This window comes from Bradyrhizobium sp. 604_D8_N2_3 (genome assembly GCF_051810765.1).
GTDB lineage: Bacteria > Pseudomonadota > Alphaproteobacteria > Rhizobiales > Xanthobacteraceae > Bradyrhizobium > Bradyrhizobium barranii.
The window spans coordinates 8,094,908-8,119,466 of the sequence record NZ_JBPWPM010000001.1 but is presented as its reverse complement, the minus strand read 5'-3'; the positions used below and the strand labels follow the sequence as shown (position 1 = coordinate 8,119,466).

Annotated in this window: 23 protein-coding genes; 8 read left to right on the top strand and 15 right to left on the bottom strand. The window is 64.4% G+C overall.

The window, feature by feature from the left end:
* Positions 1-32: 32 nt before the first annotated feature.
* Entirely contained in the window at positions 33-494 is a 462-nt protein-coding gene (locus AB7245_RS38975) for an Lrp/AsnC ligand binding domain-containing protein (RefSeq protein ID WP_038954741.1), read from the top strand.
* A gap of 170 nt (positions 495-664) precedes the next feature.
* Here AB7245_RS38975 and AB7245_RS38970 read toward each other — a convergent pair whose 3' ends face one another.
* The 4 genes from AB7245_RS38970 to AB7245_RS38955 all read right to left on the bottom strand — a co-directional run bounded on the left by AB7245_RS38970 (position 665) and on the right by AB7245_RS38955 (position 4,659).
* The gene (locus tag AB7245_RS38970; RefSeq protein WP_008134691.1) at positions 665-865 is read right to left on the bottom strand and encodes a cold-shock protein; all 201 of its coding nucleotides are present in this window, start codon (positions 863-865) and stop codon (positions 665-667) included.
* Between the two features lie 208 nt (positions 866-1,073).
* On the bottom strand, positions 1,074-1,382 hold the full coding sequence (sorB, locus tag AB7245_RS38965; protein ID WP_071917135.1) for a SorB family sulfite dehydrogenase c-type cytochrome subunit: 309 nt from the start codon (positions 1,380-1,382) through the stop codon (positions 1,074-1,076).
* A 12-nt stretch (positions 1,383-1,394) separates the two neighbouring features.
* On the bottom strand, positions 1,395-2,594 hold the full coding sequence (sorA, locus tag AB7245_RS38960) for a SorA family sulfite dehydrogenase catalytic subunit (protein WP_085399821.1): 1,200 nt from the start codon (positions 2,592-2,594) through the stop codon (positions 1,395-1,397).
* A 334-nt stretch (positions 2,595-2,928) separates the two neighbouring features.
* Positions 2,929-4,659 (bottom strand): adenylate/guanylate cyclase domain-containing protein, encoded by a 1,731-nt coding sequence (locus AB7245_RS38955; RefSeq protein WP_135215202.1) that lies wholly within the window; start codon positions 4,657-4,659, stop codon positions 2,929-2,931.
* 366 nt (positions 4,660-5,025) lie between these two features.
* On the opposite strand from AB7245_RS38955, the gene AB7245_RS38950 reads away from it, so the two are divergent.
* A complete protein-coding gene (locus AB7245_RS38950; protein WP_244623209.1) occupies positions 5,026-6,597 on the top strand; it encodes a glycosyltransferase family 39 protein in 1,572 nt (523 codons plus the stop codon).
* A 257-nt stretch (positions 6,598-6,854) separates the two neighbouring features.
* A complete protein-coding gene (locus AB7245_RS38945) occupies positions 6,855-7,097 on the top strand; it encodes a hypothetical protein (RefSeq protein WP_085399824.1) in 243 nt (80 codons plus the stop codon).
* Positions 7,098-7,109: 12 nt separating this feature from the next.
* Here the strand turns inward: AB7245_RS38945 and AB7245_RS38940 are convergent, their stop codons facing one another.
* From AB7245_RS38940 to AB7245_RS38925, 4 genes are all read right to left on the bottom strand, one after another.
* A complete protein-coding gene (locus tag AB7245_RS38940) occupies positions 7,110-7,310 on the bottom strand; it encodes a hypothetical protein (RefSeq protein ID WP_167768100.1) in 201 nt (66 codons plus the stop codon).
* A 316-nt stretch (positions 7,311-7,626) separates the two neighbouring features.
* Positions 7,627-7,761 (bottom strand): hypothetical protein, encoded by a 135-nt coding sequence (locus tag AB7245_RS38935; protein ID WP_275552114.1) that lies wholly within the window; start codon positions 7,759-7,761, stop codon positions 7,627-7,629.
* Positions 7,762-8,346: 585 nt separating this feature from the next.
* Complete coding sequence (locus AB7245_RS38930) at positions 8,347-9,372, bottom strand: YcjF family protein (protein ID WP_085399827.1); 1,026 nt, start codon at positions 9,370-9,372, stop codon at positions 8,347-8,349.
* A complete protein-coding gene (locus tag AB7245_RS38925) occupies positions 9,369-10,838 on the bottom strand; it encodes a YcjX family protein (protein WP_085399828.1) in 1,470 nt (489 codons plus the stop codon). The genes AB7245_RS38930 and AB7245_RS38925 overlap by 4 nt, the downstream gene beginning before the upstream one ends.
* 179 nt (positions 10,839-11,017) lie before the next feature.
* Between AB7245_RS38925 and trhA the strand changes: the two genes are divergently transcribed.
* Both trhA and AB7245_RS38915 read left to right on the top strand, forming a co-directional pair.
* Positions 11,018-11,713 (top strand): PAQR family membrane homeostasis protein TrhA, encoded by a 696-nt coding sequence (gene trhA / locus AB7245_RS38920; RefSeq protein ID WP_028151267.1) that lies wholly within the window; start codon positions 11,018-11,020, stop codon positions 11,711-11,713.
* A gap of 93 nt (positions 11,714-11,806) precedes the next feature.
* Positions 11,807-12,601 (top strand): SDR family oxidoreductase, encoded by a 795-nt coding sequence (locus AB7245_RS38915; protein WP_085399829.1) that lies wholly within the window; start codon positions 11,807-11,809, stop codon positions 12,599-12,601.
* Between the two features lie 139 nt (positions 12,602-12,740).
* Here the strand turns inward: AB7245_RS38915 and AB7245_RS38910 are convergent, their stop codons facing one another.
* Positions 12,741-13,202: a MarR family winged helix-turn-helix transcriptional regulator gene (locus tag AB7245_RS38910; protein WP_085399839.1), complete on the bottom strand. Its 462-nt coding sequence runs from the start codon at positions 13,200-13,202 to the stop codon at positions 12,741-12,743.
* Between the two features lie 75 nt (positions 13,203-13,277).
* Here AB7245_RS38910 and AB7245_RS38905 point away from each other — a divergent pair, with 75 nt between their 5' ends.
* Positions 13,278-14,054, top strand: coding sequence for an SDR family NAD(P)-dependent oxidoreductase (locus AB7245_RS38905; RefSeq protein WP_063985429.1), 777 nt, complete (start codon positions 13,278-13,280; stop codon positions 14,052-14,054).
* A gap of 109 nt (positions 14,055-14,163) precedes the next feature.
* On the opposite strand, the gene mdlC is transcribed toward AB7245_RS38905, so the two are convergent.
* From mdlC to AB7245_RS38885, 4 genes are all read right to left on the bottom strand, one after another.
* The gene (gene mdlC / locus AB7245_RS38900; protein ID WP_085399830.1) at positions 14,164-15,786 is read right to left on the bottom strand and encodes a benzoylformate decarboxylase; all 1,623 of its coding nucleotides are present in this window, start codon (positions 15,784-15,786) and stop codon (positions 14,164-14,166) included.
* A gap of 140 nt (positions 15,787-15,926) precedes the next feature.
* Positions 15,927-16,778 carry an FAS1-like dehydratase domain-containing protein gene (locus tag AB7245_RS38895; RefSeq protein ID WP_085399831.1) on the bottom strand — a complete coding sequence of 284 codons (852 nt, stop codon included), beginning with the start codon at positions 16,776-16,778 and terminating at the stop codon, positions 15,927-15,929.
* Positions 16,779-16,793: 15 nt separating this feature from the next.
* Entirely contained in the window at positions 16,794-17,897 is a 1,104-nt protein-coding gene (locus AB7245_RS38890; protein WP_085399832.1) for a CaiB/BaiF CoA transferase family protein, read from the bottom strand.
* Positions 17,898-17,906: 9 nt separating this feature from the next.
* Positions 17,907-19,076 (bottom strand): acyl-CoA dehydrogenase family protein, encoded by a 1,170-nt coding sequence (locus tag AB7245_RS38885; RefSeq protein WP_063985425.1) that lies wholly within the window; start codon positions 19,074-19,076, stop codon positions 17,907-17,909.
* A 125-nt stretch (positions 19,077-19,201) separates the two neighbouring features.
* Between AB7245_RS38885 and AB7245_RS38880 the strand changes: the two genes are divergently transcribed.
* Entirely contained in the window at positions 19,202-20,122 is a 921-nt protein-coding gene (locus AB7245_RS38880) for a LysR substrate-binding domain-containing protein (protein ID WP_085399833.1), read from the top strand.
* Between the two features lie 295 nt (positions 20,123-20,417).
* Here the strand turns inward: AB7245_RS38880 and AB7245_RS38875 are convergent, their stop codons facing one another.
* Both AB7245_RS38875 and AB7245_RS38870 read right to left on the bottom strand, forming a co-directional pair.
* Positions 20,418-21,692 (bottom strand): cytochrome P450, encoded by a 1,275-nt coding sequence (locus AB7245_RS38875; protein WP_439035570.1) that lies wholly within the window; start codon positions 21,690-21,692, stop codon positions 20,418-20,420.
* Between the two features lie 54 nt (positions 21,693-21,746).
* Positions 21,747-23,012, bottom strand: a complete 1,266-nt coding sequence (locus AB7245_RS38870; RefSeq protein ID WP_085399840.1) for a cytochrome P450 — start codon at positions 23,010-23,012, stop codon at positions 21,747-21,749.
* Between the two features lie 400 nt (positions 23,013-23,412).
* On the opposite strand from AB7245_RS38870, the gene AB7245_RS38865 reads away from it, so the two are divergent.
* The gene (locus AB7245_RS38865; RefSeq protein ID WP_193560897.1) at positions 23,413-24,558 is read left to right on the top strand and encodes a YjgN family protein; all 1,146 of its coding nucleotides are present in this window, start codon (positions 23,413-23,415) and stop codon (positions 24,556-24,558) included.
* Position 24,559: the final 1 nt, after the last annotated feature.

Sequence of the window (24,559 nt, the reverse complement as noted above, 5' to 3'; positions counted from 1 at the left end):
TGAAGATCATTGCTATATTGGCCACATAAAATATGGAACTCGATCGAATTGACCGGAAGATCCTCTCAATTCTGCAGCAGGACGGGCGCATCGCCAATGTCGAGCTCGCCGAGCGCATCGGGCTGTCGCCGACCTCGGTCGGCGAGCGGCTGAAGCGGTTGCAGCGGGAGGGCTTTGTCGAGGGCTACGGCGCGCGGCTCAATCCGCACCGGCTCGGCCTGGGTCTTCTGGTGTTCGTCGAGGTGCTGCTCGACAAGACCACGCCGGACAATTTCGAGCGGTTCGCGCGCGCGGTGAAACTCGCACCCGAGGTGCTGGAGTGTCACATGGTTGCAGGAGGCTTCGACTATCTTGTGAAGGCGCGGCTTGCGGACATGACCGCCTATCGACGCTTCCTCGGCGAGACGTTGCTGTCGATGCCGGGCGTGCGCGAGACGCGAACCTATGCGGTGATGGAAGAGATCAAGCGCGACGCACCATTGCCGGTGGACTAACGAAGGGCCGTCGCGATTGTCATTGCTGTGGCGTTGAACGAGCGGTCTTCGCGGGAAAATAGCTCTCCGTGTGCAATCGCAACGCCCGTCGTCGAATGCACTGGCCGTCTTCTAAAATTTTTTTGGCCCGGCTCCCGGACAGATCCGGGAGGCAGCAAAGGCTGCCGGGCTTATACTTTGAGGTTCTCTGCGGAGGTCTTGCCCCGGTTTGCGATCTCTTCGTATTCCACCGTCTGTCCTTCGTTCAGGGACGACAGACCGGCTTTCTGCACTGCCGAGATATGCACGAACACATCCTTGCCGCCCGACGCAGGCTGGATAAATCCATAACCCTTCGTCGGGTTGAACCACTTGACCGTACCTTTAGCCATCACGTCTTCTCCGCGGGTCTTCCTCCGAGATCTCGAACCGCCAGTCCCCGCCAACCGGCCGGTTCGGTCCTAACAGGATACGCGGAATGTGGCCGGCTTGGTAGCTCAAACCATATCGGCATTTCGCCGAATTCCGCTCAACTTCGCAGCGTTTTTGCCGATTTTGCCCGTTTCGCGGTCAATTGATCGGCACGCCGCGCGCCATCCGTCAATAAGTCGCGGCCAGATAATCGACGATCTTGCCGACATCGGCATCGTCGATCGGGGCGCCATAGACCTTGATCATCTTGGTCACCTCGGCCTGCCAAAAACCTTTCTTGTCCTTCATCGGCGGCTGCGTGTTGACGTAATCGGCCGAGTGGCAGGCGCTGCAATTGCCCTGCACGACCTCGAGATTGGGGCCCGGCTTGAAGGCGGCGACCTCGTCGGGCGTCTTGTAGTTGAGCGGCGCTGCAAGGGCCGAACCGACCATTGCGGCGACGGCGAGTGAGATGGCGAGGAGAACGGTGCGCTGCATGATCATTCTCCCTCAGGCCACGGTGACGCGGACGGTTTCGACGACGTTGCGTAGATAACCCGCCGGGTTCCAGCGTGGCGCATCCGGCTGGGTCTCGCCGCCATTGCCGGTGGCGCGCACCTTGAGCTCGTGGGCGCCCGCCGCGAGCTTCACCGGCAGCTTCCATTCACGGAATGAGTATTTGCCGAGATCCTTGCCGAGCTTGGCGCTGACCCAGGTCTTTCCGCCGTCGGTGGAAACCTGGACGTCCTTGATGCCCTTGCCGCCGTCGAAGGCGATGCCGCGCAGCGTCGTGCCGCCGGCCTTCAGCTTGGCGCCATCGGGAACGCTGGTGATGAAGGATCGGATGGTGAAGCGGTTGATCGGGATCGTCGCCTTCGGCGCGGTGCCCGGTTCGACCGCATTGTTCGGCGTGTCCGGAATGCGATAGGCCGACTTCATCCAGAAGCCGTCATAGACATTGTCGATGACGGTGATCTCGTTGAGGTGCTTGACCCAGTAGGTGCCGTAATAGCCGGGCACGATCAGGCGCAGCGGAAAGCCGTTGAGGAACGGCAGGTCCTCGCCGTTCATGCCATAGGCCAGCATCACCTCGCCGTCGGTGGCGTGCTCGAGATCGAGCGCCTTGACGAAATCGGGCGTCTTGTCGCTGACGGGGCCGTCCATGCCGTTGAAGGTGACCTGCTTGGCGCCGCTCTGCACGCCCGCCATCTCCAGCACGGCCTTCAGCGGCACGCCGCGCCAGCGCGCATTGCCCATGGCGCCATTGGCGAGCTGGCCACCGGCGACACGCGGCTCGGAGAAGCCGCGGCTGTTGCCGGAGCACTGATTGACGGCGACGATCTCGGTCGCCTTCATTTTCCTGATGTCCTTGAGCGACAGCTTGAGCGGCTTGTCGACCTTGCCCTTGACCTCGAGCGTGAACTTGTCGGGATCGAGATTGTAAGGCAGGTCCGAGAGGTGATAGCGCACGAAGAACGCGTTATTCGGCGTGATCGGACCGTCGTTGAAGATCGCGAACGGCGTCTCGAGCTGCGGCGGCCGGCTGGTCAGGCCGATCATCGGCCGCTTCTGCGGATATTTCACCAGCGGCCGCTCGCCATTGGCGAAGGGAAGCGTGACGGTGTCGAGTGCCAGCGCCCTGGTGGAATTCAGTGTGGCCGCCATAGCGGCAAGGCCCGCTCCTTTGAGCAGGTCGCGTCGATCGAACATTCTCGTCTCCTCCCGGAGCTTTTCGTTGGACCGCAGTCATCACCGCGATCCCGCGCTCATCTGTCGCAACGATCGAGATGAAGTCAATTCGTGCTTTCGCAGCAGGCCCATGTCGCTGCGTTGCAGCAAGCCGGTGTTACGTTCGTAACGAGATTGCCGAGCTGTAGCCGCAGTGACAGTGCACTCCCTCGCCCCGCCTGCGGGGAGAGGGTTGGGGTGAGGGGGAGTCTCCGCGAGCGAGGTGAGAGTTGGATTCGCGGAGGCTCCCCCTCACCCGGAATCCGCGCTGCGCGCGCATTCCGACCTCTCCCCGCTTGCGGGGAGAGGTGAAGAATCAGGCCGCGACGCGCTCGCTTCGGTCAACCAGCGCCGACAGCTGCCTCGTGTCCGCAACGACGCGCACGGCCAGGGGCTCGTCGCGGCCGCGGATCGCGACCTCCTGCTGCGGCAGCGCATCGTCGGCAAGGCCCGCGGTGCGGCGGACCTCCTCCGAGACGATCGCTTCGCAGGCCAGCGTCTTGGTCATGTCCTGGAGGCGGGCCGCGACATTGACGGCATCGCCGAGCGCGGTGAAGACGATGTGATCGCGATAGCCGATATCGCCGATGATCACCTCGCCGCCGTGAATGCCAATGCCGAAGCGGATCGGCTGGCGGAGATCGTGGCTCAGGAGCTCGTTGAGCTCGTCGATATGCGTGGCGATGCCGGCGGCAGCCTTCAGCGCTTGTCGGCAGGCGGTCTCCGGATCGGCTGACAGCCCGAACAGCGCCAGCATGCCGTCGCCGACGAACTGGTTCGGCTGGCCGCCATTCTCGATCACGGCCCGCGAGACGGCGCCGAGGAAGCGGTTGACGATGAAAACGGTGTCGAATGGCAGCCGCTTCTCGGCAAGCTGCGTCGAACCGCGCATGTCCACGAACAGGCTGACGAGGTAGCGCTCCTGGCCGATTCTGGCTGATGTCGAGGCCTGTCCGTCCGCCGAATGCGTGTGGGGCGTGAAGAGCTGGAAGAAGGAGAGGTCGGAGTCCGGCCGCAGCTGGCAGGCAAGCCGGATCGAGGGATCGGCGGTGCCGACGCGCGCGAGCACGAAGGCCTCGCGCTGCGACGGCACGGGCAGGGCGGCATGATCGCCGATGATGCGGATGCGGCAGGTCGAGCAGCGGGCGCGGCCGCCGCAGACGCTGGCATGCGGCACATTGTGGCGCAGGCTCGCCTCCAGCACGGAGAGACCCTTCGGCACGCGCACCGTCTTGCCGTTGCCGTAGGACAGCGCGATCATGCCGCGGCGCCGCTCGCGCAAGGCGCGCACGCCGCGTGCCGCCAGCGCCAGTCCGAGCAGGCCGACATAGCCGATGGTGAGGCCGCCGGTGATGCGGTCGAGCGTCGCGGCTTCCGCGGTCGAGCCGAGCTGGCGGCGGGTGAGATTGTGCGTGCGCCATTCGCCGTCGTCGACCTCGATCTGGACACTGCGTCCGCCCTGGTAGACGCCGAGCAGCGACAGCGTCGGGATCAGCACGGCGGCGGCGAGCAGATAAGGCGCGGCGCGCGCGAAGAACGGTTTCAGGCGCAGCCAGAAATAGATGCCGATGCAGCCATGGACCCAGGCGATGATCAGCAGGATCGTCATGGTCCAGATGCGGTTCGAGGTGACGAAGAACAGATAGAGTTCCTGCGGATAGAGTTTCTGGTGCCCGTACAGCGTGTAGCCGAGCCGGACGCCGATCACATGGGCCATGACGAGGGCGGGGATGCTCAAGCCAAGCACGAGCTGGAGCGGCTCGATCGTCCGCCAGCGGAACTGGCGGCGTTGATAGAGCGCGTAGATGCCGAGCCCCATATGCGTGAGCGCGGCCGTATAGAACACGATCGCGATGGGGAGGAACCGCCAGAACGCCGTGTGATAGTAGACCCCGATCTCCATGGCATCGACCGAGATGTTGCCGAGCGCATGGTTGAGGAAATGGCTCACCACGTAGGAGAACAGGATGACGCCGCAGACCAGCCGAACCTGCCGCATGCTGGTCGCGCGGGACAGTTCGGACAATCGTGAGGATGCAGTGGCCATGATTCAGTTTGTATCAGTTCATGAAGGAGAACAGCCAGCGTAGCGTTTAATTCCAGGGGCGGACAGCTGGCCTGATCACATGCGCGGCAAGGTTACCGAACCGTAGGGTGGGCAAAGGCGCGCGCCACACCCACCGCTGTCGTCCCGGACAAGCGGCGCGCCGATCCGGGATCCATAGCCACAGGATCGGATTTGACGAAGACTCGTGGTTACCAGTTCGCGCCACGACTCCTCCCTGTGGCTATGGGTCCCGGGCTCGCGACTTCGTCGCGCCCCGGGACGACACCGGTGTTTGCGGCACCACCCCCTGCATTGACTCCCCCTCCCAGGTTGGCGAAAAGCGCGGCCGTGACGACAGCCCCTGATATGACCGTGTCCCCAGCCGGCGCCGCGCGCCGACCCCTCGTTATGGCCGTGCTCGTCATTGCCGCGATGACGCTGCTGCGGATCGTCTACGCCTCCGCGATCGAGCTGCGCACCGACGAGGCCTATTACTGGACCTGGTCGAAGGAGGCAGCGCTCAGCTTCCTCGATCATCCCCCCATGATCGCCTGGTTCATCCGTTTTGGCACCGCGATCTTCGGCGACACCGTGCTCGGCGTCCGCTTCGGCGGCATCGTCGCGATGCTGGTGACGCAGCTGCTGCTCGCCGACATGGTCCGCCGCCTCACTCATGATGCGCGCGCCATCATGTTCGCGGTGCTGATGCCGGAGGCTGCGCTCTATTACGGCCTGCTGATGGCCAAGGTCGCGCCGGACGTTGCCATGATCCCGTTCGCGGTGGCGATGATGTGGGCCCTGGTGCGGCTCGCGCAGGGCGGCGACGGACGCTGGTGGCTGGCGGCGGGCCTGTTCGCCGGGCTGTCGATGCTGTCGAAATTCACCGCGATCATGTTCGCGCCGGCGGTCGCCGCGTTTCTGCTGGTGCCGGATTGGCGCTGGCGCTGGCTGCGCAGTCCTTACCCCTATCTCGCGGTGCTGATCGCGATCGCCGTGTTCTCCCCGGTGCTGATCTGGAACGCGCAGCACGACTGGGCCTCGTTCCGTTTCCAGGGCGTGCGGGCCACTGCCAATTACGGCATCTCGCTGCGCACCATCGGCGACTACATCGGCCTGCAATTCGGGCTGGTCGGCTTCGTCATGCTGCCGGTCGTGCTGTCAGGCCTCGTGATGACGGCGTGGCGCGGCTATCGCACGCGCGAGCCGGTCGCGATCCTGCTGTCGACCGCGGTGCTGGTGCCGTTCCTCTATTTCTTCTTCAAGTCGACGACGCTCAGGGTCGGCGACACCTGGCCGATGTTCATGTGGCCGGTCGGCTTTGCCGCCGCTGCGGTCAACCTCGTCATGCTGTCGCACGAGCACTGGTCGGCGCGGATGATCCGCTCGAGTATCTTCTGGCTCAACACGGCGGTCGTCACGGGGATCGCCTTCGTCGTCATCGTATTCCTGTACTACGTCGCCGCGCCCTGGAACCTACTCGGCAAGATCGATCCGATCGGCGCCGAAGCCGGCTACGAGCAGATCGCGGCGCGTGCGCAGGCTGCGCTCGACGAGACCGGCGCGACCTGGATCGCGACCACGGACTATCGCACCTACGCGATGATGCGCTGGCTGTTCAGGGGCCGCGTGCCCGTCGTCGAGATCAACGAACGCGGCCGCTTCCAGGATTTTCGCGATCCCGGCATGGATCGGATCAGCGGGCATGCGGGCATCTATGTCGGGCGAGAGCCGGACAATCGCGCACCGGTGTGGGGATCGATCCCTGCGAAGCGCGAGCAGCTCGGCCAGGTCGAACGTCGGTGGCGCGGCGTTCTGACGGATACCTACGTGATTGAGAAGCTCACCGGCTGGACGCCGGAACTCTCGCCGCCAACGGATTCGCCGCTGTTTCAATGGCGGGTGCTGGCGGGGGAATTCGAGAAACGTACGCTCGCCTAACGAGGCACCCTTCTTCCCTTCTCCCCTTGTGGGGGCCCAAATGCAAACGAGGCCACGCGTTGAAGCGGCCTGGCGTGGCATGAGAACAACATACAAACAGAAATCTGAGCTGATCGCTTAGCTGCAACCAGCATTTTTCCCGACATTCACAGGCCGCCATCCCAGATTACCACCCGCTCAGGCATTTAAGCCACTAAGCTGGAGCTATCGTGACGAAGCATATTTTCTCTTATTGATATTATCTACGGGGATAGGACATGTTTGATGTCTATCGCAATGGCAAGCGGGACTTCCTCGTCGTCAGCAACGGCTCTCCGATGCCCGCGCTCTACTCTTCCAACAAATGGCGCAAGAGCAGAGCGAGAGTTCTCAAGGTCAGCGACGAGATCAGGGCAGCCGTCCAGGAGCGAGGTTATTATCTTGGCAGCGTGCGGGTGACCAAGAAGGACCTGATCCACACCGAGTGCACCGTTGTCGATACGACACCGGGCAATCTCTGAACATCCGGCCGACTAGGCCGGCAACCGCGCCAGCCCGGCCTCAATCACGACGATGTCTTCCTCGATCTGCCGGATCGTACTCCTGCAGTCGATCCCGGTACATGCATCGAGATCTGCGATAAGTTTGCGACGCTGTGTTCGAAGCTCATCAAGAGCTGCTTGGTCCCTGAGGGAAACGTAGCCCTCCACGATCAGCTCAATTGCACCTGCCACCATCAAACTCCCCACGCCTTGTTAGCCCCGGCAAGGCACTCCCGACCAGCCGAGGATCGAGCGTGCCAATTGGTTACGCGGCTCAATCCCGCGCACTGAGTTCTTCCAGAACAACGCGCCTCCGCAACTCGTGCGCAGCAGCGGTCAAACGAGACCCTGCGATCAGCCCGAGCCGCCTCAATCTTGGCAGAGCGACGGGGTCGCACAGCTCGATGGAGAGCCCGGCGCCCAATATCGCAATGGCGCGTTGCTCCTCCGCGTCGAGATCAGTCCATGGGATGCCCTTCATCACCGGCCTCAAATCGTCCAGTGCACCTCAAAATCCAAACGCGCGCCTGATATGCCGCAGCATATCCATGGCCGCGTCGGTGTACCGGCCGTTGGTCAGGTATCGATCCAGTTGCAGTGTGCTGATCAGCGCCACAAGCGCTGCCATTAAGCCCTTAAACATTGGGCCTCTCCTGAAAGAGACCGCCAACCGGGCGTGTCGAAATATTGAGCCGTTCTCAGAATGCGCGCCGCATATGGCGGCCTAATATGCAAATGGTGACATTGACTGGTAACCAGTTTCTTAACGGGCTGATGCGCCGTGGATGGGGCGGCCAGAGGCTGACTTGAAAGCGGCGACTTGAATTGCCGCTTCCTTGTGCTCAGTTGCCATTAACTGCGGCACATAATCCTCCAATACTCGAAAGGGCTAACTCGATAGTTCGCTTGCGAGGTGCGGCTTGACTGAGCAACGTCATTTTACCGGACAATTGCCCTTTAACCCCGTCCGGGTCTGCCTCAGATCAGCCGGCGAGGGATGATATTCCGCTCGTTGGCTCGATTGGGTGGCATCAGCTGCTCGGAGCCTTTCGTGTGGTCCTTTGCTGTTGCGGCACTGTTCCTGGCGCTGTTGGTGTTTGGTGCGGTCGGGTTTATCATTGTCAGCTTCGACTTTCCCGATGAACCGCGAGCTTAAGCTTCGCTCTTTCAGACGGCGCGCCATGGGTCGGTCCGGCGAATGGCACGAACGATGGCGCGGATAGCGCCGCTACTCCTCGTCCTTCTTCCGCAGCAGATCCGTCGCGAGGTCCGACAGTTTTGGCGGCGGCAGCGCCGCGAACGGCAGCGGCCGCGTCACGTCGATCGCGGCCAGACCCAGCCGCGCGGTCAGCAATCCGTTCAGCACACCTTCGCCAAGCCGCTGAGACAGCTTTGCCGCAATCCCATGGCCCAGCATCTGCTGCACCAGGCTGTCGCTCGCGGCCATGCCGCCGGTGATGGCGAGATGGGCGATCACGTGGCGGAGCAGGCGGATCATGCCGAGCGCGCCGGGGCGGCCGCCATAGAGAAAAGCGAGCTGACGGATCAGGCGCAACGCGGCCACGAACACGAACAATACGTCGATCGCCGCGCGCGGCGAAACTGCGGTCACGATCGAGACCTTTTGTGCGGCCGACGACACCAGCCGCCGCGCTTCCGCGTCCAGCGGCGACATCAGTTCGCGCTCGGCAAGCCGGATCATGTCGGCGCCGTCGATGATATCGCCGGTGTGGCTTTCCAGCGTGGCGCGCGCGCGGGCGAGCTGCGGGTTCTGGTGCGCGATCTTCAGCAGGTCCTGCACGATCACGCGGCTCTCCTTGCGATCGTCGCTGGCAAGGACCGCGGCGGCGCGCGCATGCAGCTTCTCGATGGTTGCAAGGCGCGCCAGCCCGAAGGCCTCGCGCCCGATCACCACCGCGAGCGCCAGTGCGGTGACGAAGGCGAATGCGAGGCCGACGAAGCCGAGCGTTTCGCTGCGCGCAAACAGATCCTCGATCAGACGGACCACGCCGAGCCCGGTGCCGAGCAGCGTCAGCCCGCCGAGCCCGGACCAGAACAGCGTGCCCCAGGGAAAGCCGCGCCGCGCCGGAAGCGCGGCCTCGATCGGCACCGGCAATGCCTGCGGATCGTGCTCCGGCGTGATCTGGATCGTGGCGCGTCCGAGCCGGCTGGTCTCGTCGGCTTCGGTGACGACGACGCCGGGATCGTCGAGCCGGAACGTCGCCGGCCGCCGCGGCTTGGATCGATCGTTCATGACAGCTTGTCTCCGATCAGGAACTGCAGGGCACGGTCGAGGCGGATGTGTGGCAGCGCCGGCTCGTCATTGCCCTCGCGTTCGAGCTTTGGCGGACGGAAGCGCAGGAAGCGAAAATCGCTCTTCTCGGCGGCCTCGGTCGCGAGGCCCCGGAACGCGCCGGTGCCGTTGAACAGCGGCTCGGGGTCCTGCGGCAGGTCACCCGGAAAGGTCGCAACCTCCGTGTTGCCGTCAAAGAACTCGCCGCCGGCGCTTTCGCCGGCCGCTGGCGTTCCCAGGATCGACGGCAATTTGTCGCGGCCATGCGCGACCTGGGCCTCGCGCGTGGCGCGAACTGCGGCGAGCGCCACCACGTCGATCTCCGCGCCGGTATCTTCCGCGCGCACCACCGCGCGGGTGACGGCGCGGCGCAGCACCGCCTCGAGCCGGTCGTGACTGGAATGATGCAGATGGTCCGCCTTGGTCGCCGCGAACAGGATGCGGTCGATACGCGGCCGGAACAGGCTGGAGAGGAACGTGCTGCGGCCGATGCGGAAGCAGTCGAGAATTCCGGCAAGCGCGGCTTCGAGATCGTGCAGCGCTTCGGGGCCGGAGTTGAACGCCGCGAGCGCATCGGCCAGTACGATCTGGCGATCGAGCCGGGCAAAATGATCATGGAAGAACGGCCGCACCACGACGTCCTTGTAGGCCTCGAAGCGGCGGACCATCATCGCCCACAGCGAGCCGTCCGGTGCCTGGCCGCCCACAGGCACGTCGAGCGGCGCAAAAGTCAGCGCCGGCGTGTCGGCGAGATTGCCGGGCATCAGGAAGCGGCCGGGCGGCAGCAGGCTCATCGCGAAGCGCTCGTCGCGGCAGGCGCGCAAATAGCCGGTGAAGAGCTTTGCCGCCGTCAGCGTCGCCTGCTCGTCCTCGCGCGCCTCGGGCTTGAGCGTCGCGAGATGCGCGTGCCAATCCCCCGCAAGATGCGCGCGCGGCGCCTCGCGCGACAGCGCGAGGCTTTCGGCTGACCATTGCTCATAGCTCTTCTGGAGCAGCGGCAGGTCGAGCAACCACTCGCCGGGATAATCGACGATGTCGAGCGTCAATGTGCGATCGGCGCCGTTCTGGCGCTGATAGTCGATGACGAGCCTGAGTTCGCTGATGTCGACGGTCGAGTTCGGCCAGCGCCGCTCCTCGAGCAGCGCGCGCAAATGGTTCTCATAGGCGAAGCGCGGCACGGCGTCGTCCGGCTGCGGCGCCAGATGCGCCCGCGCGATCCGGCCCGAGGCATAGGCCTCGAACACCGGAAAGCGGCCGCCACGGGTGAGGCCGTGGATCAGCGCGGTAATGAATACGGTCTTACCGGCCCGTGACAGGCCGGTGACCCCGAGACGCACCGTCGGGTTGAAGAAGTGCTCACCATAGTCGATCAGCGCCCTGGCCGACAGCCGCGCTTCTTCGACCATATCCTGGAAACTGAATGCCATATGAACGTGATTGATCTCGGGGCGGGCGGAACAGTGAAGCCGTTCACAAAAGTGGCAATTGCGTAGGGAAAATCAAGCTTCATACTTCCACCGCCTTTGTCGGCAAATCAGCCGTTTGAACGATGCGCCGATCGCGAAAGACCCTACAAGAGGGCATTGTCTTAGCCTTGCGGATTGCCATGACCGTCTTCCAGCTGAAACAGCTTGCATCCACCTCCGTCCACGCCGCGGCCGACGCGATCGGCTGGAACTACGACCGTGCCGAATTGATCGCGGACGGCGTGATCCACGCGATCGGCGTGTTCTGCGGCATCGTCGCCGCCACGGTCCTGGTGGTGCTGACGGCGGTTTATGCCGACGCCACCAACATCGTCGGGGTCTCGATCTATGTCGCCGGCCTGCTCTCGATGCTGGTGCTGTCGGCGACCTATAATCTCTGGCCGGTCTCGCCGGCCAAATGGCTGCTGCGGCGATTCGACCATTGCGCGATCTATCTGCTGATCGCGGCGACCTATACGCCGTTCATCCTCGAGGTGAGGGACAGTGTGTTCGCGCTGGTGCTGCTCGGTGGCGTCTGGTGCGTCGCGATCCTGGGTATCGTGCTGAAACTTCTCTACCCCGGCCGGTTCGACCGCGTCGCAGTCGGAATCTATCTCGCGATGGGCTGGAGCGGCGTGATGGTCTACGACGCCGTGGTCAAGGCGCTGCCTGCGCTGGTGCTGGGCTTCATCCTTGCGGGCGGCCTGCTCTACAGCTTTGGCGTGATCTTCCATGCCTGGCGGCGGCTGCGCTTCCAGAATGCGATCTGGCACGGCTTTGTCTTGGCCGGCGCGGCGTGCCATTATACCGCGGTGCTCGACCTCGTGTTGAGCTGAGCAAGATCCGCGAAGCGGAATAAGCGAAGCGGTATAAGATAGCGAAGCGCTATCCGAAAAGAGAAGCGCTACAAGACAAAGAGGAGACGTCGCATGCAGGTGACCGGCAAGGTCGTGGTCGTCACGGGCGGCGCAAACGGCATCGGCAAGGCGCTGTGCGAGGCCTTCCACAAGGCGGGTGCCGCCAAGGTCGTCGTCGCGGACATGGACGCCGCCAATGCAAGAGCCGTCGCCGCCACGGTGGATGGCGCGGCCTTCAGATGCGACGTCGCGCAGGAAAAAGAGATCGCCCACGTCATCGAGGAGACCGAACGGCAGTTCGGCCCGATCGAATTGTTCTGCTCCAATGCCGGCATCGGCGGCGGCTTCGATCCGATGTCGGTCAATGCCGGCGGCGCCTCCGACGAGCCGTGGCAGCGGAGCTGGGCGATCCATGTCATGGCCCATGTCTATGCGGCGCGGTATCTCATTCCCCGCATGAAGGCGCGCGGCGGCGGATATTTTCTCAATACGATTTCGGCGGCAGGTCTGCTGTCGCAGGTCGGAAGCCCCGCTTACTCCACCACCAAGCACGCCGCGGTCGGCTTTGCCGAAAACCTCGCGATCTCGCACAAGGCCCACAACATCAAGGTGTCGATCCTCTGCCCGCAGGGCGTCGACACCAACATGCTGCGCTCGATCCCGAAGGGCCCGCAATCCGGCGACGGCGATCTCACGCCGGAGCAGGTCGCGAAAGACGTGCTCGCCGGCCTCGAGCAGGAGACGTTCCTGATCCTGCCGCACCCCCAGGTGCTCGGTTACATGCGCAAGAAGACCGAGAATTACGACCGCTGGATCGGCGGCATGGCCAAGATCCAGGCCAAGATGCGGGAGGAGTTCGGGAAGTAGGGTAGGCTGGTGCCACCCGCACCGCTGTCATTCCCCGCGGAAACGGGGCATCCAGTACGCCGCGGCCTGTCGAGGAATCACAGCCGTCTCTGGAATACTGGATCGCCCGCCTTCGCGGGCGATGACACTGAGAATACGGCTACGCCGCCGACTCCCCCTCATCCTCCATGCGGCTCTGCCGCAGCGCCCGGGCATAGAGCATCATGCCCTCGCGCACCGTGCGCTGCTCGGCCTCTGTCAGCGCGGCCAGCGCGCCGCGCACCTGCTGGCGTCCGAACGCGTGCAGCGCCTCCAGCGTGCGCCGGCCCTTCGCCGTCAGCGACAAGAGCTTGCTGCGCGCGTCGGCTTCATCAGGCGTCTCCCGCAGCTCGCCGCAATCGACCAGCTTGCGCACCAGGCGGCTGACGCTGGATTTCTCCAGCCGCAGGAAATCGCCGAGGTCGCCTGAGTTCATCGGGCCGCGGATGCCGATCTCCAAAATGGTGTGCACCGCCGAGGGCGGATAGTCCGAGGCCGCCACCGTCGCATCCATGAAGCCGAGCTCCCGCACCATCAATCGCGAGGCGGCGCGGATGTCGTCGATCAGCGCAAGCTCGGCCATCTTGACTCCCGGCATATAGTTGTATCATACAACTATATGCGCGCAACGTCGCGCGCAAGCGTTTTGGAGTGAGCCATGAGCGGAACTGTGCCGGCCGGGATGCGGATGAGAGGCAAGGTCTGCCTCGTCACGGGCGGCGGCAGCGGCATCGGCCGCGCCACGGCGCTGCGGATGGCCTCGGAAGGTGCGGAGGCGATTGTTGTCGCGGGACGGCGGGAGGCCGAAATCAAGGACACCGCCGCAGCGTGCCGGGAGCTCGGCGCTGACGCGATCGCGATCCAAACCGACATCACGCAAGAGGATGACGTCGAACGGCTGGTTCGCACGGCGGTCGAGCGCTGCGGCCGGCTCGATGTCGCCTTCAACAATGCCGGATTCCAGGAGCGCCGCGCGCCGCTGGAAGAGCAGGGCACGGAGATCTACGACACGGTGTTCGACACCAATGTCCGTGCGCTGTTCCTGTGCCTGCGCCATCAACTGCCGGCGATGCTGGCGCAGGGCCGCGGCAGCATCGTCGTCAACGCCTCCGTCAGCGGCGTGCGCAATCCCAATCCCGGCTTCTCGCTCTACTCGGCCTCGAAGGCGGCGGCGATCTCGCTGACACGCTCGGCCGCGATGGAGAACGCCCCGCGCGGCATCCGCATCAACGCCATCGCGCCCGGCCGCGTCGTCACCGACATGATGCTGCGCGCCGGCGTCGGCGATGTCGCAACCGTCAGTGCGGGCCTGCCGCTGCGGCGGATGGGGAGCCCGGAGGAAGTGGCGGAGGCCGTGGTGTGGCTGTCGTCCGACGCGTCGTCGTATGTCGTTGGCCACGTGCTCGCGGCGGACGGGGGATTTTTGGCGTCGTGATGTCGTAGTCGTAGTTCGTAGCCCGGATGGAGCGCAGCGTAATCCGGGTCGACTCGCTTGTGCCACGATTCCCGGATTTCGCTTCGCTCCATCCGGGCTACGCGCCCCCCTAATGCTTCTGCCCGTACAGCACCGGCACCGCCGAATCCACGACGACCTCGACGAGGCTCGTCCCCTCGAACGCCATTCCGCGCTTGAGCGCCTCGCCCAGCTCCGCGGCCTTGCTCACCCGCACCGCATGGCAGCCCATGCCCTCGGCGAGCCTGACGAAATCGATCCCCGGCAGCTCCAGCCCCGGCACGTTCCTCACCTGCATCACCTGGCTGAACGAGCGCATCGCGCCGTAGCCGGAATTGTTGATGACGACGATGGTCAGCGGCAGTTTTCGTTGCGCGGCGGTCCACAGCGCCTGGATCGAATACATCGCCGAGCCGTCGCCGATCAGGCACACCGTCCGCTGCTTCGGCTTGCCGAGCGCCATGCCGACCCCCGCGGGCAGGGAGTAACCGAGGCCACCGCTCGCCATGGTGTAGAAACTGTCCTGGCCGCGCATCGGCATGAACTTCTGCATCGCCGGTCGGTGCGAGGGCACTTCCTCGACCAGCGACGCGTCATCCGGCATCGCCTGCGACAGCGAATGCAGCAAAAATTCGACCGGCAGCGGGTCGGCGGCCTGCGGCGCCGACGGCAGCGTGCGGCCTTTCGGCGTCGCGCGTTTGCTCTCCGGCAGCAAGTCGAGCAGCAGGCTCAGCGCCGGCTTCATGGTCGCGATGATGCTGGTGCCGACCGGCGTCACCGCCGCCGCGTCCGGATCGTCGGTGATCTGAAAAATCGTCGCGCCGCCATCGAAGATCGCGGCATGGCCTTCGACATGGAAGGTGAACACCGGCGCGCCGATGACGACGACGAGATCGTGCTCGCGCAGCGCATCGGACAGCTGCGCCGGCGAGGCGTGCAGGAACCCCGCGAATTGCGGATGACGCTCGGGGAACGAGCAGCGCGCGGAGAACGGGCTGACCCAGACGCTGGCCTTGGCTTTCTCGGCCACGCGCACCATCAAATCGACCGCGCCGGCGCGGTCGATGCCGGGGCCGACCACGAGGGCAGGGTGTTTTGCTGAGCCGAGCGCGGCGACGAGCGCCTTCATCGCGTCCGGCTCGGGCCCGATCTCGCGGCTGACCTTGCGCGCCTCGACCGGTGCGGTCGCATGCGCCCAGTCGTCGATCGGGATCGACACGAAGGTCGGCCCGCAGGGCGGCTGCATCGCGGTGTAATAGGCCCGCGCGATCGCGGCCGGAACGTCCTCGGGCCGGGCCGGCTCGACGCTGTATTTGACGTAAGGCCGCGGGAATTCCGAGGCGCGCTCGGCATAGAGGAACGCCTGCAAGGGCAGGATCGAGCGCGCCTGCTGGCCCGCGGTGATCACGAGCGGCGTCTGGTTGCGGTGCGCGGTGTAGATATTGCCGAGCGCGTTGCCGACGCCGGCCGCCGAATGCAGATTGACGAAGCCGGCATTGCGCGTCGCCTGCGCGTAACCATCGGCCATGCCGACGGCGGAGGCTTCCTGCAGCGCCAGCACGTAGTCGATGTCATCAGGCCAGTCGCTCAGGAACGGCAGTTCGGTCGAACCGGGGTTGCCGAACACCCTGTCGATGCCCAGCGAGCGCAGCAGATCGAGCGTCGCCTGCTTCACGGTGACGGACTTGCTGCCGCTCTTGCCGTTCTTGGACATGGTTTCCGTCCCCTGTAAATTCCTCATCCTGAGGAGCGCGGAACGCGCGTCTCGAAGGATGAAGGCCCGGCTGGTGGCCTCGCCCTTCGAGACGCGCGCGAAGGGGCGCGCTCCTCAGGGTGAGGGTCTAATAGCGGTGCCTACCACACCGCCGCGCCCTTCATCGTCGGCTGTCCCTCCGCATTCGCGGTCCACAGCTCCATTCCCGCCTCGGTCTCGTTGGCGTTGATGGAGAACTCGGTGCCCTCGAACAGCGGCTGCACGCCGCGATAGGTGAATTTCTTCGGTGCCTTGCCGTCGTGCAGCTTCGCCGCCATCTCCACGATCAGCGACGCCTGCAGCGGCCCATGGAAGATCAGGCCCGGATAGCCCTCGACCTTGGTGACGTAGTCACGGTCGTAATGGATGCGGTGACCGTTGAAGGTCAGCGCGGAATAACGAAACAGCAGCACGGGATCGGACACATGCGTCTCGCGGTGCTGCGCCTTCGGCGGCGGGGGCGGGGCCTTGGCGCCGGCGGGCGCGCTGCTCGTCATCTCGCGATAGACGATGTCCTGCCGCTCGCGGATGGCAATGCCCCGCGGCGAGGAGATGCTGTGCTCGACCGAGACGAAGCACAGCGTGCCGGTCGTGCCCGATTTCACCTGCACGTCGGCGATGCGCGAGGTCCGCGTCGATTCATCGCCGACGCGCAGCGGCTGCAGGAATTCGATCTCGCCGCCGGCCCACATCCGGCGCGGCAACGGCACCGGCGGCAGGAAGCCGCCGCGGGTCGGATGGCCGTCGGGGCCGAGCATCGACATCGGAAACACCGGCTGCGCCAGGCACCAATGCACCGTGAACGGCGCGGCATCGCCCGCTTTGGGCTCGCCGACCTCCTGGAACAGGGTCGCGCGCAGGCCCTTCACGAGCTGCGCGGTGACGATGTCGGTGGCCTCGGTGCTGCGGCCGATCCATTGCCGCAAGTGGTCGATGTCGAGCTTCTCGGTCATGACGCCTCGCTCTTGTTATGACTTCCTGGCCGGCCGCTCGCCGATGGCGGGCACAGCGCCGTAAGCGCGGGTCTCGCCGACGATGATCGGCGCCGGCGCGGGATAGCTGACACGTCCCTGCGGCGTGTCGACCTCGATGCGGCGCAGATGCGGATGATTGGTGAGGTCGGCCATGGTGTTGACCTCGGCAAAGGCGATGTCGGCGTCCGACAGCCGCTTCAACAGCTCGTCGCGCGTCATCTTGCCGAAGATATCTGCGACCGTCGTGTCGGTGAAATCGCGGTTGCGCACGCGCTCGACCATGTTGGCGACGCGCGGATCGGCCGGCAAATCGGGCTGGTCTAGCACCTTGACGCAGAGCGTCTTCCACTCGCGCTCGCTCTGGATCGAGATCAGGATGTCCTTGCCGTCCTTCGAGGTGAACACGCCGTAGGGCGCGATCGAGGGATGGCGCAGGCCCATCCGCTTCGGCGGATTGCCGGCTTCGGAATTGAGCAGCGGCACGGTGCACCAGTCGGCCATCACGTCGAACATGGAGATGCGGATGTCACAGCCCTTGCCGGTGCGCCCGCGCGCGATCAGCGCTTCCAGGATCGCCGCATGCGCGGTGGCGCCGGTCGCGACGTCGACGATCGACATGCCGACTCGCGAGGCTCCATCAGGGTTGCCGGTGATCGAGGCAAGGCCGCTCTCGGCCTGGATCAGCAGGTCATAGGCCTTGCGGTGGGCGTAGGGGCCTTCGTCGCCATAGCCGGTGATCGTGCACGAGATCAGCTTCGGATAGTCCTTCAGCAGCCGTTCGCGCGAAAAGCCGAGCTTGTCCATCGAGCCCGGCTTGAGATTCTGGATCAGCACGTCCGCGCTCGCGATCAGTTTCTCGAGCTCGGCGCAGCCTTCTTTCATTGCGAGATCGACCACCGCCGATTGCTTGCCGCGGTTGAGCCACACGAAATAGCTGCTCTGGCCCTTGGCCGCCGCGTCATAGCCGCGAGCGAAATCGCCTTCGGGCCGCTCGATCTTGATCACCTCCGCGCCGGCGTCTGCCAGCCGCGACGAGCAGAACGGCGCCGCGACCGCCTGCTCGACCGCAATCACCCTGATCCCGTCCAATGCTCCCATGACGCGACCTCAGTACGAGCGGGGCATGCCGAGCACGTGCTCGGCGACGTAGGACAGCACGAGGTTGGTCGAGATCGGCGCCACCTGGTAGAGCCGCGTCTCGCGGAATTTGCGCTCGACGTCGTACTCCTCGGCGAAGCCGAAGCCGCCATGGGTCTGGATGCAGGCGTTTGCCGCTTCCCACGACGCATCGGCCGCCAGCATCTTGGCCATGTTGGCCTCCGCGCCGCAGTCGAGCCCGGCCTCGTATTTGCGCGTCGCTTCCTTCACCATCAGCTCGGCCGCGCGCATCGAGGCGTAGGCCTTGGCGATCGGAAACTGAATGCCCTGGTTCTGGCCGATCGGCCGGCCGAACACCGCGCGCTCCTTGGCGTAGTTCGTGGCCTTGGCGATGAACCATTTGGCGTCGCCGACGCATTCGGCGGCGATCAGGATGCGCTCGGCATTCATGCCGGAGAGGATGTAGCGGAACCCCTTGCCTTCCTCGCCGATCAGATTCTCCGCCGGCACCTTCATGTCGGTAAAGAACACTTCGGTGGTGGCGTGGTTCATCATGGTGCGGATCGGGCGGATCTCGAGGCCGTTGTTCTTGGCCTCGCGCATGTCGACGATGAACACCGAAAGACCATCGGTGCGCTTCTTGCTCTGCTCCTTCGGCGTAGTGCGCGCCAGCAGCACCATCAGGTCGGAATGCTCGGCCCGGCTGGTCCAGATCTTCTGGCCGTTGACGATGTAGCTGTCGTTGCCTTCCTTGCGCGCAAAGGTCTTCAGCGAGGAGGTGTCGGTGCCGCTGGTCGGCTCGGTGACGCCGAACGCCTGAAGCCGCAATTCGCCGCTTGCGATCTTCGGCAGATATTTTGCCTTCTGCTCGTCGTTGCCGTGCCGCAGCACCGTACCCATCGTGTACATCTGGGCGTGGCAGCCGCCGCCGTTGCAGCCAGCGCGCTGGATCTCCTCGAGGATCGCAGCCGCGGCGGAAAGCTTCAGGCCCGCGCCACCATATTCCTCGGGGATCAGCACCGAGAGATAGCCGGCCTGCGTCAGCGCATCGACGAAGGCCTTGGGATAGGCCATCTCGCGATCGAGCTTGCGCCAGTACTCGCCGGGAAACTGCGCGCACAGCTTCGCGACGGCTTCGCGGATGTCGGCGTGATCTTCGGTGTGGTGTTCTTCACTCATGGCGTTTCCCGTATCTAGCGGCAGTCAAGATAACGCCGGCCGATCCTCTGGCGTTGTGAAAACATCGCCAGCCCCCTATGCTCATTTGCTATAGCGTATGAAGTAGCCTTCGAGGATTGGCAAGCATGGATTTCCGGCAGCTCAGGACCTTCAGTTGCGTGGCGGAGCTCGGCAGTCTCTCCAAGGCCTCCGACACGTTGCGCGTGGCGCAGCCGGCGCTCTCTAGGCAGATCAAGCTGCTGGAACACGAGCTGCGCACCGAATTGTTCACGCGCAATGGCCGCGGCATGGTGCTGACGGAAGCCGGCCGTCTCCTGCTGGCACGCACCTCCGGCATCGTGCGGCAGATCGACCAGATCCGCGACGACATCCAGTCGACCAAGGGGCCGCCGTCCGGCCAGGTCGTGCTCGGCCTGGTTCCGACCGTGAGTTGCGTGCTGTCGGCGCGCTTTGCGCGCCGCTGCGTCGAAAAATTTCCCGGCATTTCGCTGCGCATCGTCGAGAGCTACAGCGGCCATCTCGTCGAATGGCTGCATCGCGGCGAGATGGATCTGGCCATTCTCTACGGCCGCTCCGCCGATCTGCATCTCAACGTGGAGAGCCTTGGCCGCGACAACATCGTCGCGGTTGGCCCGCGCGGCTGCGGCCTCGCGCGCAAGAAGAGCGTCGATGTCGGCTGGCTGCTGCGCCAGCGGCTGGTGCTGCCCAGTCATTCCCACGGTCTCCGCGCGCTGATCGAGCACGCCGCCGCCCAGCGCAAGATCAAGCTCAACGTCCAGCTCGAGGCGGATTCCTTCCGCGTGCTGACGAGCCTCGTCGAGGAAGGCCTCGGCTTCGCGCTGCTGCCGCCCTCGTCGGTCCACGGTGAGGTCGCCGACGGACGGCTGGAGACCGCGCCCGTATCCAAGCCGATGACGCGCGAACTCATTTTCGCCTCTCCGATCGACCGCCCGGGCTCAACGGCGTCGCTCGCCATCACGACGCTATTGCGCGAGGAAGTCGCGGCCTGCCGCAAGGAAGGCCTGTGGGACATCAAGTTGAGTTGAGGGCCAGTGCTGAATTCTCAGGAGAATTTAGGACACAAGCCCGCAGCTGGCCCTTCGCATATTGAGCGAGCTGTCATGCCGGAATTTTATAGCCGGCCGCGCGCTCCTCGAGCGTTAGGAGCACACTCTTCGTCCTACACTCGGTGTCATTGCCCGCGAAGGCGAGCAATCCAGTATTCCAGAGACGGCGCGGCTAGAATCGAGGAGCCGCGGCGTACTGGATGCCCCGCCTGCGCGGGGCATGACAGCAGAGATTGGCGAGGCCGCTTGCCTTAAGGTAGTCCCTAGAGCACGCCTACCCCGGAATCCTCACCGGCAACGACTCATATCCCTTGATGAAGCTCGAATAGATCCGCTTGGGCTCGCCGACCACCTCGATGCGGTCGAAGCGCTTCAGCATCTCCTCCCACACGATCCGCAGCTGCAGCTCGGCGAGGCGCATGCCGACGCAGCGGTGGATGCCGAAGCCGAAGGAGAGGTGGGTGCGCGGCCGCGGGCGGTCGATGATGAAGTCGTTTGGCTTCTCGAACATCTCCTCGTCGCGGTTGCCCGAGACGTACCACATCACGACGCGGTCGCCTTTCTTGATATGCTTGCCGCCGATTTCGGTGTCGGCAAGCGCGGTACGCCGCATATGCGCCAGCGGCGTCTGCCAGCGGATCACCTCGGGCACCATGGAGTCGATCAGCTCCGGATTGGCGCGCAGCTTGTCGAACTGGTCCGGGTTCTCGCTCAGCGCCAGCACCGAGCCGCTCATGGTGTTGCGCGTGGTGTCGTTGCCGCCGACGATGAGCAGGATGATGTTGCCCATGAGATTGTCGGGGTCCATGAAGCGCGTCGCATCATTATGTGCCATCAGCGACAGCAAATCGTTGCGCGGCGCGGAGTTGACGCGTTCGTTCCAGAGCTTGGACATGTAGTCGTAGCATTCGTCCATCTCGCGGCGGCGCTCTTCGGCCGAGGCGACGATGCCGCTCTTGGGCAGGGCGGTCGCGACATCGGACCAGCGCGTCAGCTTGCGGCGTTCTTCCCAGGGGAAGTCGAACAGGGTCGCCAGCATCTGCGTCGTCAGCTCGATCGAGACGCGTTCGACGAAATTGAAGGTCTCGTTGCGGGGTAGATTGTCGAGCACGGTCTGCGAGCGCTGGCGGATCAGTTTTGCCAGCTCGTCCAGATGCGTCGGCGTGAACATCGGCGACACCGTCTTGCGCTGCGCCGAGTGCTGCGGCTGGTCCATCGCGATGAAGCTCGGCCAGTCATAGCCCTGCGGCACGTCGCGGATCCCGATGCCGCCGAGCGTCGAGTCCGAGGAGAAGATGCCGTGACTGGTGTCGACATGCATGATGTCGTTGTACTTCACCACCGACCAGTACGGCTCGATCGGCGCATTGGTGCAGTAGTGCACCGGCTCTTCCTTGCGCAGCCGCTCGAACCACGGCCACAAGGTGTCGTCCTGGAACAGCCTGGGTGCGCCGGGGTGGAATTGCGCCAGCGGCGTCGCATAGGCCTCCTCGCGGGCCCTGCGCATGCGTTCGGCGTTGTCGGTTTTGACCGGAGTCTGGATGTTCATGGTAGTAGCTCCAGTGTTTCTCTTTCTCCCCGCAAGCGGGGAGAGGGAGTGATCTCACGCCGTGATCTTCACCGGCAAGGTTTCAAGTCCCTTTACGAAACTCGAATAGACCCGTTTGGGTTCGCCGACCACGTCGATATGGTCGAAGCGCTTGAGGATCTCTTCCCAGATAATCTTGAGCTGAAGTTCGGCAAGCCGCAAGCCGACGCAACGGTGAATGCCGAAGCCGAAAGAGAGGTGCGTACGCGGGCGGGCGCGGTCGATGATGAAATCGTAGGGCTTTTCGATCGCTTCCTCGTCGCGGTTGCCCGAGACGTACCACATCACGACCTTGTCACCTTGCTTGATCTGCTTGCCGCGGAACTCGAAGTCGGCAAGCGCGGTGCGCCGCATATGCGCCAGCGGCGTCTGCCAGCGGATCACCTCCGGCACGAAACTGTCGAGCAGGCCGGGGTTCTCGCGCAGCTTGCGATACTGCTCCGGATGCTGGCTCAGCGCGTAGATCGATCCCGACATCGTGTTGCGGGTGGTGTCGTTGCCGCCGACGATCAAAAGGATGAGATTGCCGAGGAAGTTTTTTGCATCCATGTCGCGCGTCGCGGCACCATGCGCCATCATCGAGAGCAGGTCACTCTTCGGCGGCTGCTCGATGCGCTCCTTCCACAGCCGCGCGAAATAGCCCGCACATTCGGTCAGCTCGGCCTGCCGTTCGTCTTCGGTGGCGACGAGGCCGTCGGGGCCGGGAATGGTGGTCGCGATATCGGACCAGCGCGTCAGCTTGCGGCGGTCCTCCCAGGGAAAGTCGAACAGCACCGCGAGCATCTGCGTGGTGAGCTCGATCGAGACACGATCGACCCAGTCGAACACCTGGCCCACGGGCAGATTGTCGAGGCACTCGGCGGAGCGCTCGCGGATGCTGAGCGCGAGATTGTCCAGATGCGTCGGTGTGAACATCGGCGCCACGGTCTTGCGCTGCGCCGCGTGGCGCGGCGGATCCATCGAGATGAAACTCTCGCGGCGCAGGTCCGGGTCGATGTCGCGGATGGTGATGCCGCCGAGCGCGGAGGCCGAGGAGAACACCGAATGGTTGGTCTCGATCTCCATGATGTCGTTGTAGCGCGTCACCGACCAGTACGGCCCGAACATCGAGTCCTTGCAATAGTGCACGGGATCTTCGCGGCGCAGCCGATCGAAATACGGCCAGAACGTATCGGTCCTGAACAACTCGGGATCGCCCGGATCGAACTGCTCCAGCGGCAGTGACGTGGCGCGCGCGCGTAGCTCGTCGAGCTTCGCCGCGCTCTCGATGGTCCCATGCATGACCGCTCTCCCTGACATGAACCGCGCGTTCTCGTTGAATTCTGCGCTGCGGTATTTGATTTGCAATTACAGCCGGTTGTCTGCGTCGGAGCAAGGGAGACTTTTGCCACATCCAACCTTTGCGAGAGGTGGCTAGATGCGTAGCCCGGATGGAGCGGAGCGAAATCCGGGATTCGGGCCGCCATTGGCGCTGTCCCGGATGACGCGGAGCCTGTCATCGGGCTACGGATCAGCAACCGTCACGCAGATGTGTCAACGTGATCTCCCGCACCCCCGCGCCTGCGGAATCATGCGAGAAATCGAGGTAAATCGAACCCAGCCATCTTGGGGATCGACCAAATCTCTGATCTATAGTTTGACCGTATCAGGTCCGCACCCCGAGGTTGCCGCCGTGAACGACATGCAATGGGCCCCCATCGGCTCCGAACCCTTACCCCCGCCGCTGCCGCCCACGCGGGTCGACTTCACCGGCAACCGCTCCGAGTTCCGCAAATTGGTCACCAAGGGTGCCATGCTTGAGCTCGTCACCTTCGGCTTCTACCGGTTCTGGCTGGTCACCGACATCCGCCGTCATTTGTGGACGAACACCGCGGTCGACGGCGATGCGGCCGAATACACCGGCCGGGCCAAGGAGCTGCTGGTCGGCTTCCTGTTCGCGCTCGCGATCCTGGTGCCGATCTACCTCGCTTATTTTCTCATCGGCATCGAGTTCGAGCGCTGGCAGGGCTTTGCCTCGACGCCGCTGTTCATCAGCTTCTACGCCTTCGGACAGTTCGCGATTTTTCGCGCGCGGCGCTATCGCCTGACGCGCACGGTCTGGCGCGGCGTCCGGTTCTGGATGGACGGCTCGGGCTGGGCCTATTCGTTCCGGGCCATGGCGTGGGGCCTGCTGGTGTTCCTCACCCTCGGCCTGGCGCTGCCCTGGCGCGAGGCGTCGCTCGAACGCTACAAGATGCGGCACACCCATTACGGCGATCTCTCCGGCGACTTCGAAGGCGACGGCTGGACCTTCTTCAAGCGCGGCTGGTGGCTGTGGCTCTTGAGCCCGATCGCACTCGTGATCTTCCCGCTCGCCCCGTTCTTCTATGCCGAGTTCAAGGCGCGTGAATGGCGCTGGTGGCTCGACGGCATCCGCATCGGCGGTGTCAGCCTGTCCTCGGAGTTGCCGCACAACGCGTTCTACGGCCTGTACTGGAAAGTGATCGGCTGGTGGATGCTGCTTTCGACCGTTTTCGCCGCCTATATGGGCGGTGGCGCCTTACTCGTCGTCCAGCTAAGTGGCGTTCCGGCTGATCAGGTCTTCGGCCCCGGAAATGCCGGCAAGAGCATCCCGATGCTGGTCATGATGGTGATCGGCTATTTCGCCGTGGCGCTAGCGATCAACATCGTCATGCGGGTCTATCTGCAGCGCGATCTCTGGGCCAAGGTGCTGGAAACCGTCGAGGTGCACAACATCGGGGCCGCGGCGGATGTACGCGGCAGCGGTGAGCTTGCCAGCGCGCTCGGCGAAGGCTTTGCCGATGGGCTCGATGTCGCGGGATTCTGAT

Bases quoted from the DNA above. Each gene is read 5' to 3' on its own strand.
- AB7245_RS38885 (WP_063985425.1), bottom strand. From the start codon at position 19,076: ATGAGTGAAGAACACCACACCGAAGATCACGCCGACATCCGCGAAGCC.
- AB7245_RS38910 (WP_085399839.1), bottom strand. From the start codon at position 13,202: ATGGCCGAGCTTGCGCTGATCGACGACATCCGCGCCGCCTCGCGATTG.
- sorA (WP_085399821.1), bottom strand. From the start codon at position 2,594: ATGTTCGATCGACGCGACCTGCTCAAAGGAGCGGGCCTTGCCGCTATG.
- AB7245_RS38895 (WP_085399831.1), bottom strand. From the start codon at position 16,778: ATGACCGAGAAGCTCGACATCGACCACTTGCGGCAATGGATCGGCCGC.
- mdlC (WP_085399830.1), bottom strand. From the start codon at position 15,786: ATGTCCAAGAACGGCAAGAGCGGCAGCAAGTCCGTCACCGTGAAGCAG.
- AB7245_RS38915 (WP_085399829.1), top strand. From the start codon at position 11,807: ATGCAGGTGACCGGCAAGGTCGTGGTCGTCACGGGCGGCGCAAACGGC.
- AB7245_RS38905 (WP_063985429.1), top strand. From the start codon at position 13,278: ATGAGCGGAACTGTGCCGGCCGGGATGCGGATGAGAGGCAAGGTCTGC.
- AB7245_RS38930 (WP_085399827.1), bottom strand. From the start codon at position 9,372: ATGAACGATCGATCCAAGCCGCGGCGGCCGGCGACGTTCCGGCTCGAC.
- AB7245_RS38870 (WP_085399840.1), bottom strand. From the start codon at position 23,012: ATGCATGGGACCATCGAGAGCGCGGCGAAGCTCGACGAGCTACGCGCG.
- AB7245_RS38865 (WP_193560897.1), top strand. From the start codon at position 23,413: ATGCAATGGGCCCCCATCGGCTCCGAACCCTTACCCCCGCCGCTGCCG.
- AB7245_RS38955 (WP_135215202.1), bottom strand. From the start codon at position 4,659: ATGGCCACTGCATCCTCACGATTGTCCGAACTGTCCCGCGCGACCAGC.
- AB7245_RS38945 (WP_085399824.1), top strand. From the start codon at position 6,855: ATGTTTGATGTCTATCGCAATGGCAAGCGGGACTTCCTCGTCGTCAGC.
- sorB (WP_071917135.1), bottom strand. From the start codon at position 1,382: ATGCAGCGCACCGTTCTCCTCGCCATCTCACTCGCCGTCGCCGCAATG.
- AB7245_RS38975 (WP_038954741.1), top strand. From the start codon at position 33: ATGGAACTCGATCGAATTGACCGGAAGATCCTCTCAATTCTGCAGCAG.
- AB7245_RS38935 (WP_275552114.1), bottom strand. From the start codon at position 7,761: ATGTTTAAGGGCTTAATGGCAGCGCTTGTGGCGCTGATCAGCACACTG.
- trhA (WP_028151267.1), top strand. From the start codon at position 11,018: ATGACCGTCTTCCAGCTGAAACAGCTTGCATCCACCTCCGTCCACGCC.
- AB7245_RS38970 (WP_008134691.1), bottom strand. From the start codon at position 865: ATGGCTAAAGGTACGGTCAAGTGGTTCAACCCGACGAAGGGTTATGGA.
- AB7245_RS38890 (WP_085399832.1), bottom strand. From the start codon at position 17,897: ATGGGAGCATTGGACGGGATCAGGGTGATTGCGGTCGAGCAGGCGGTC.
- AB7245_RS38880 (WP_085399833.1), top strand. From the start codon at position 19,202: ATGGATTTCCGGCAGCTCAGGACCTTCAGTTGCGTGGCGGAGCTCGGC.
- AB7245_RS38925 (WP_085399828.1), bottom strand. From the start codon at position 10,838: ATGGCATTCAGTTTCCAGGATATGGTCGAAGAAGCGCGGCTGTCGGCC.
- AB7245_RS38875 (WP_439035570.1), bottom strand. From the start codon at position 21,692: ATGAACATCCAGACTCCGGTCAAAACCGACAACGCCGAACGCATGCGC.
- AB7245_RS38950 (WP_244623209.1), top strand. From the start codon at position 5,026: ATGACCGTGTCCCCAGCCGGCGCCGCGCGCCGACCCCTCGTTATGGCC.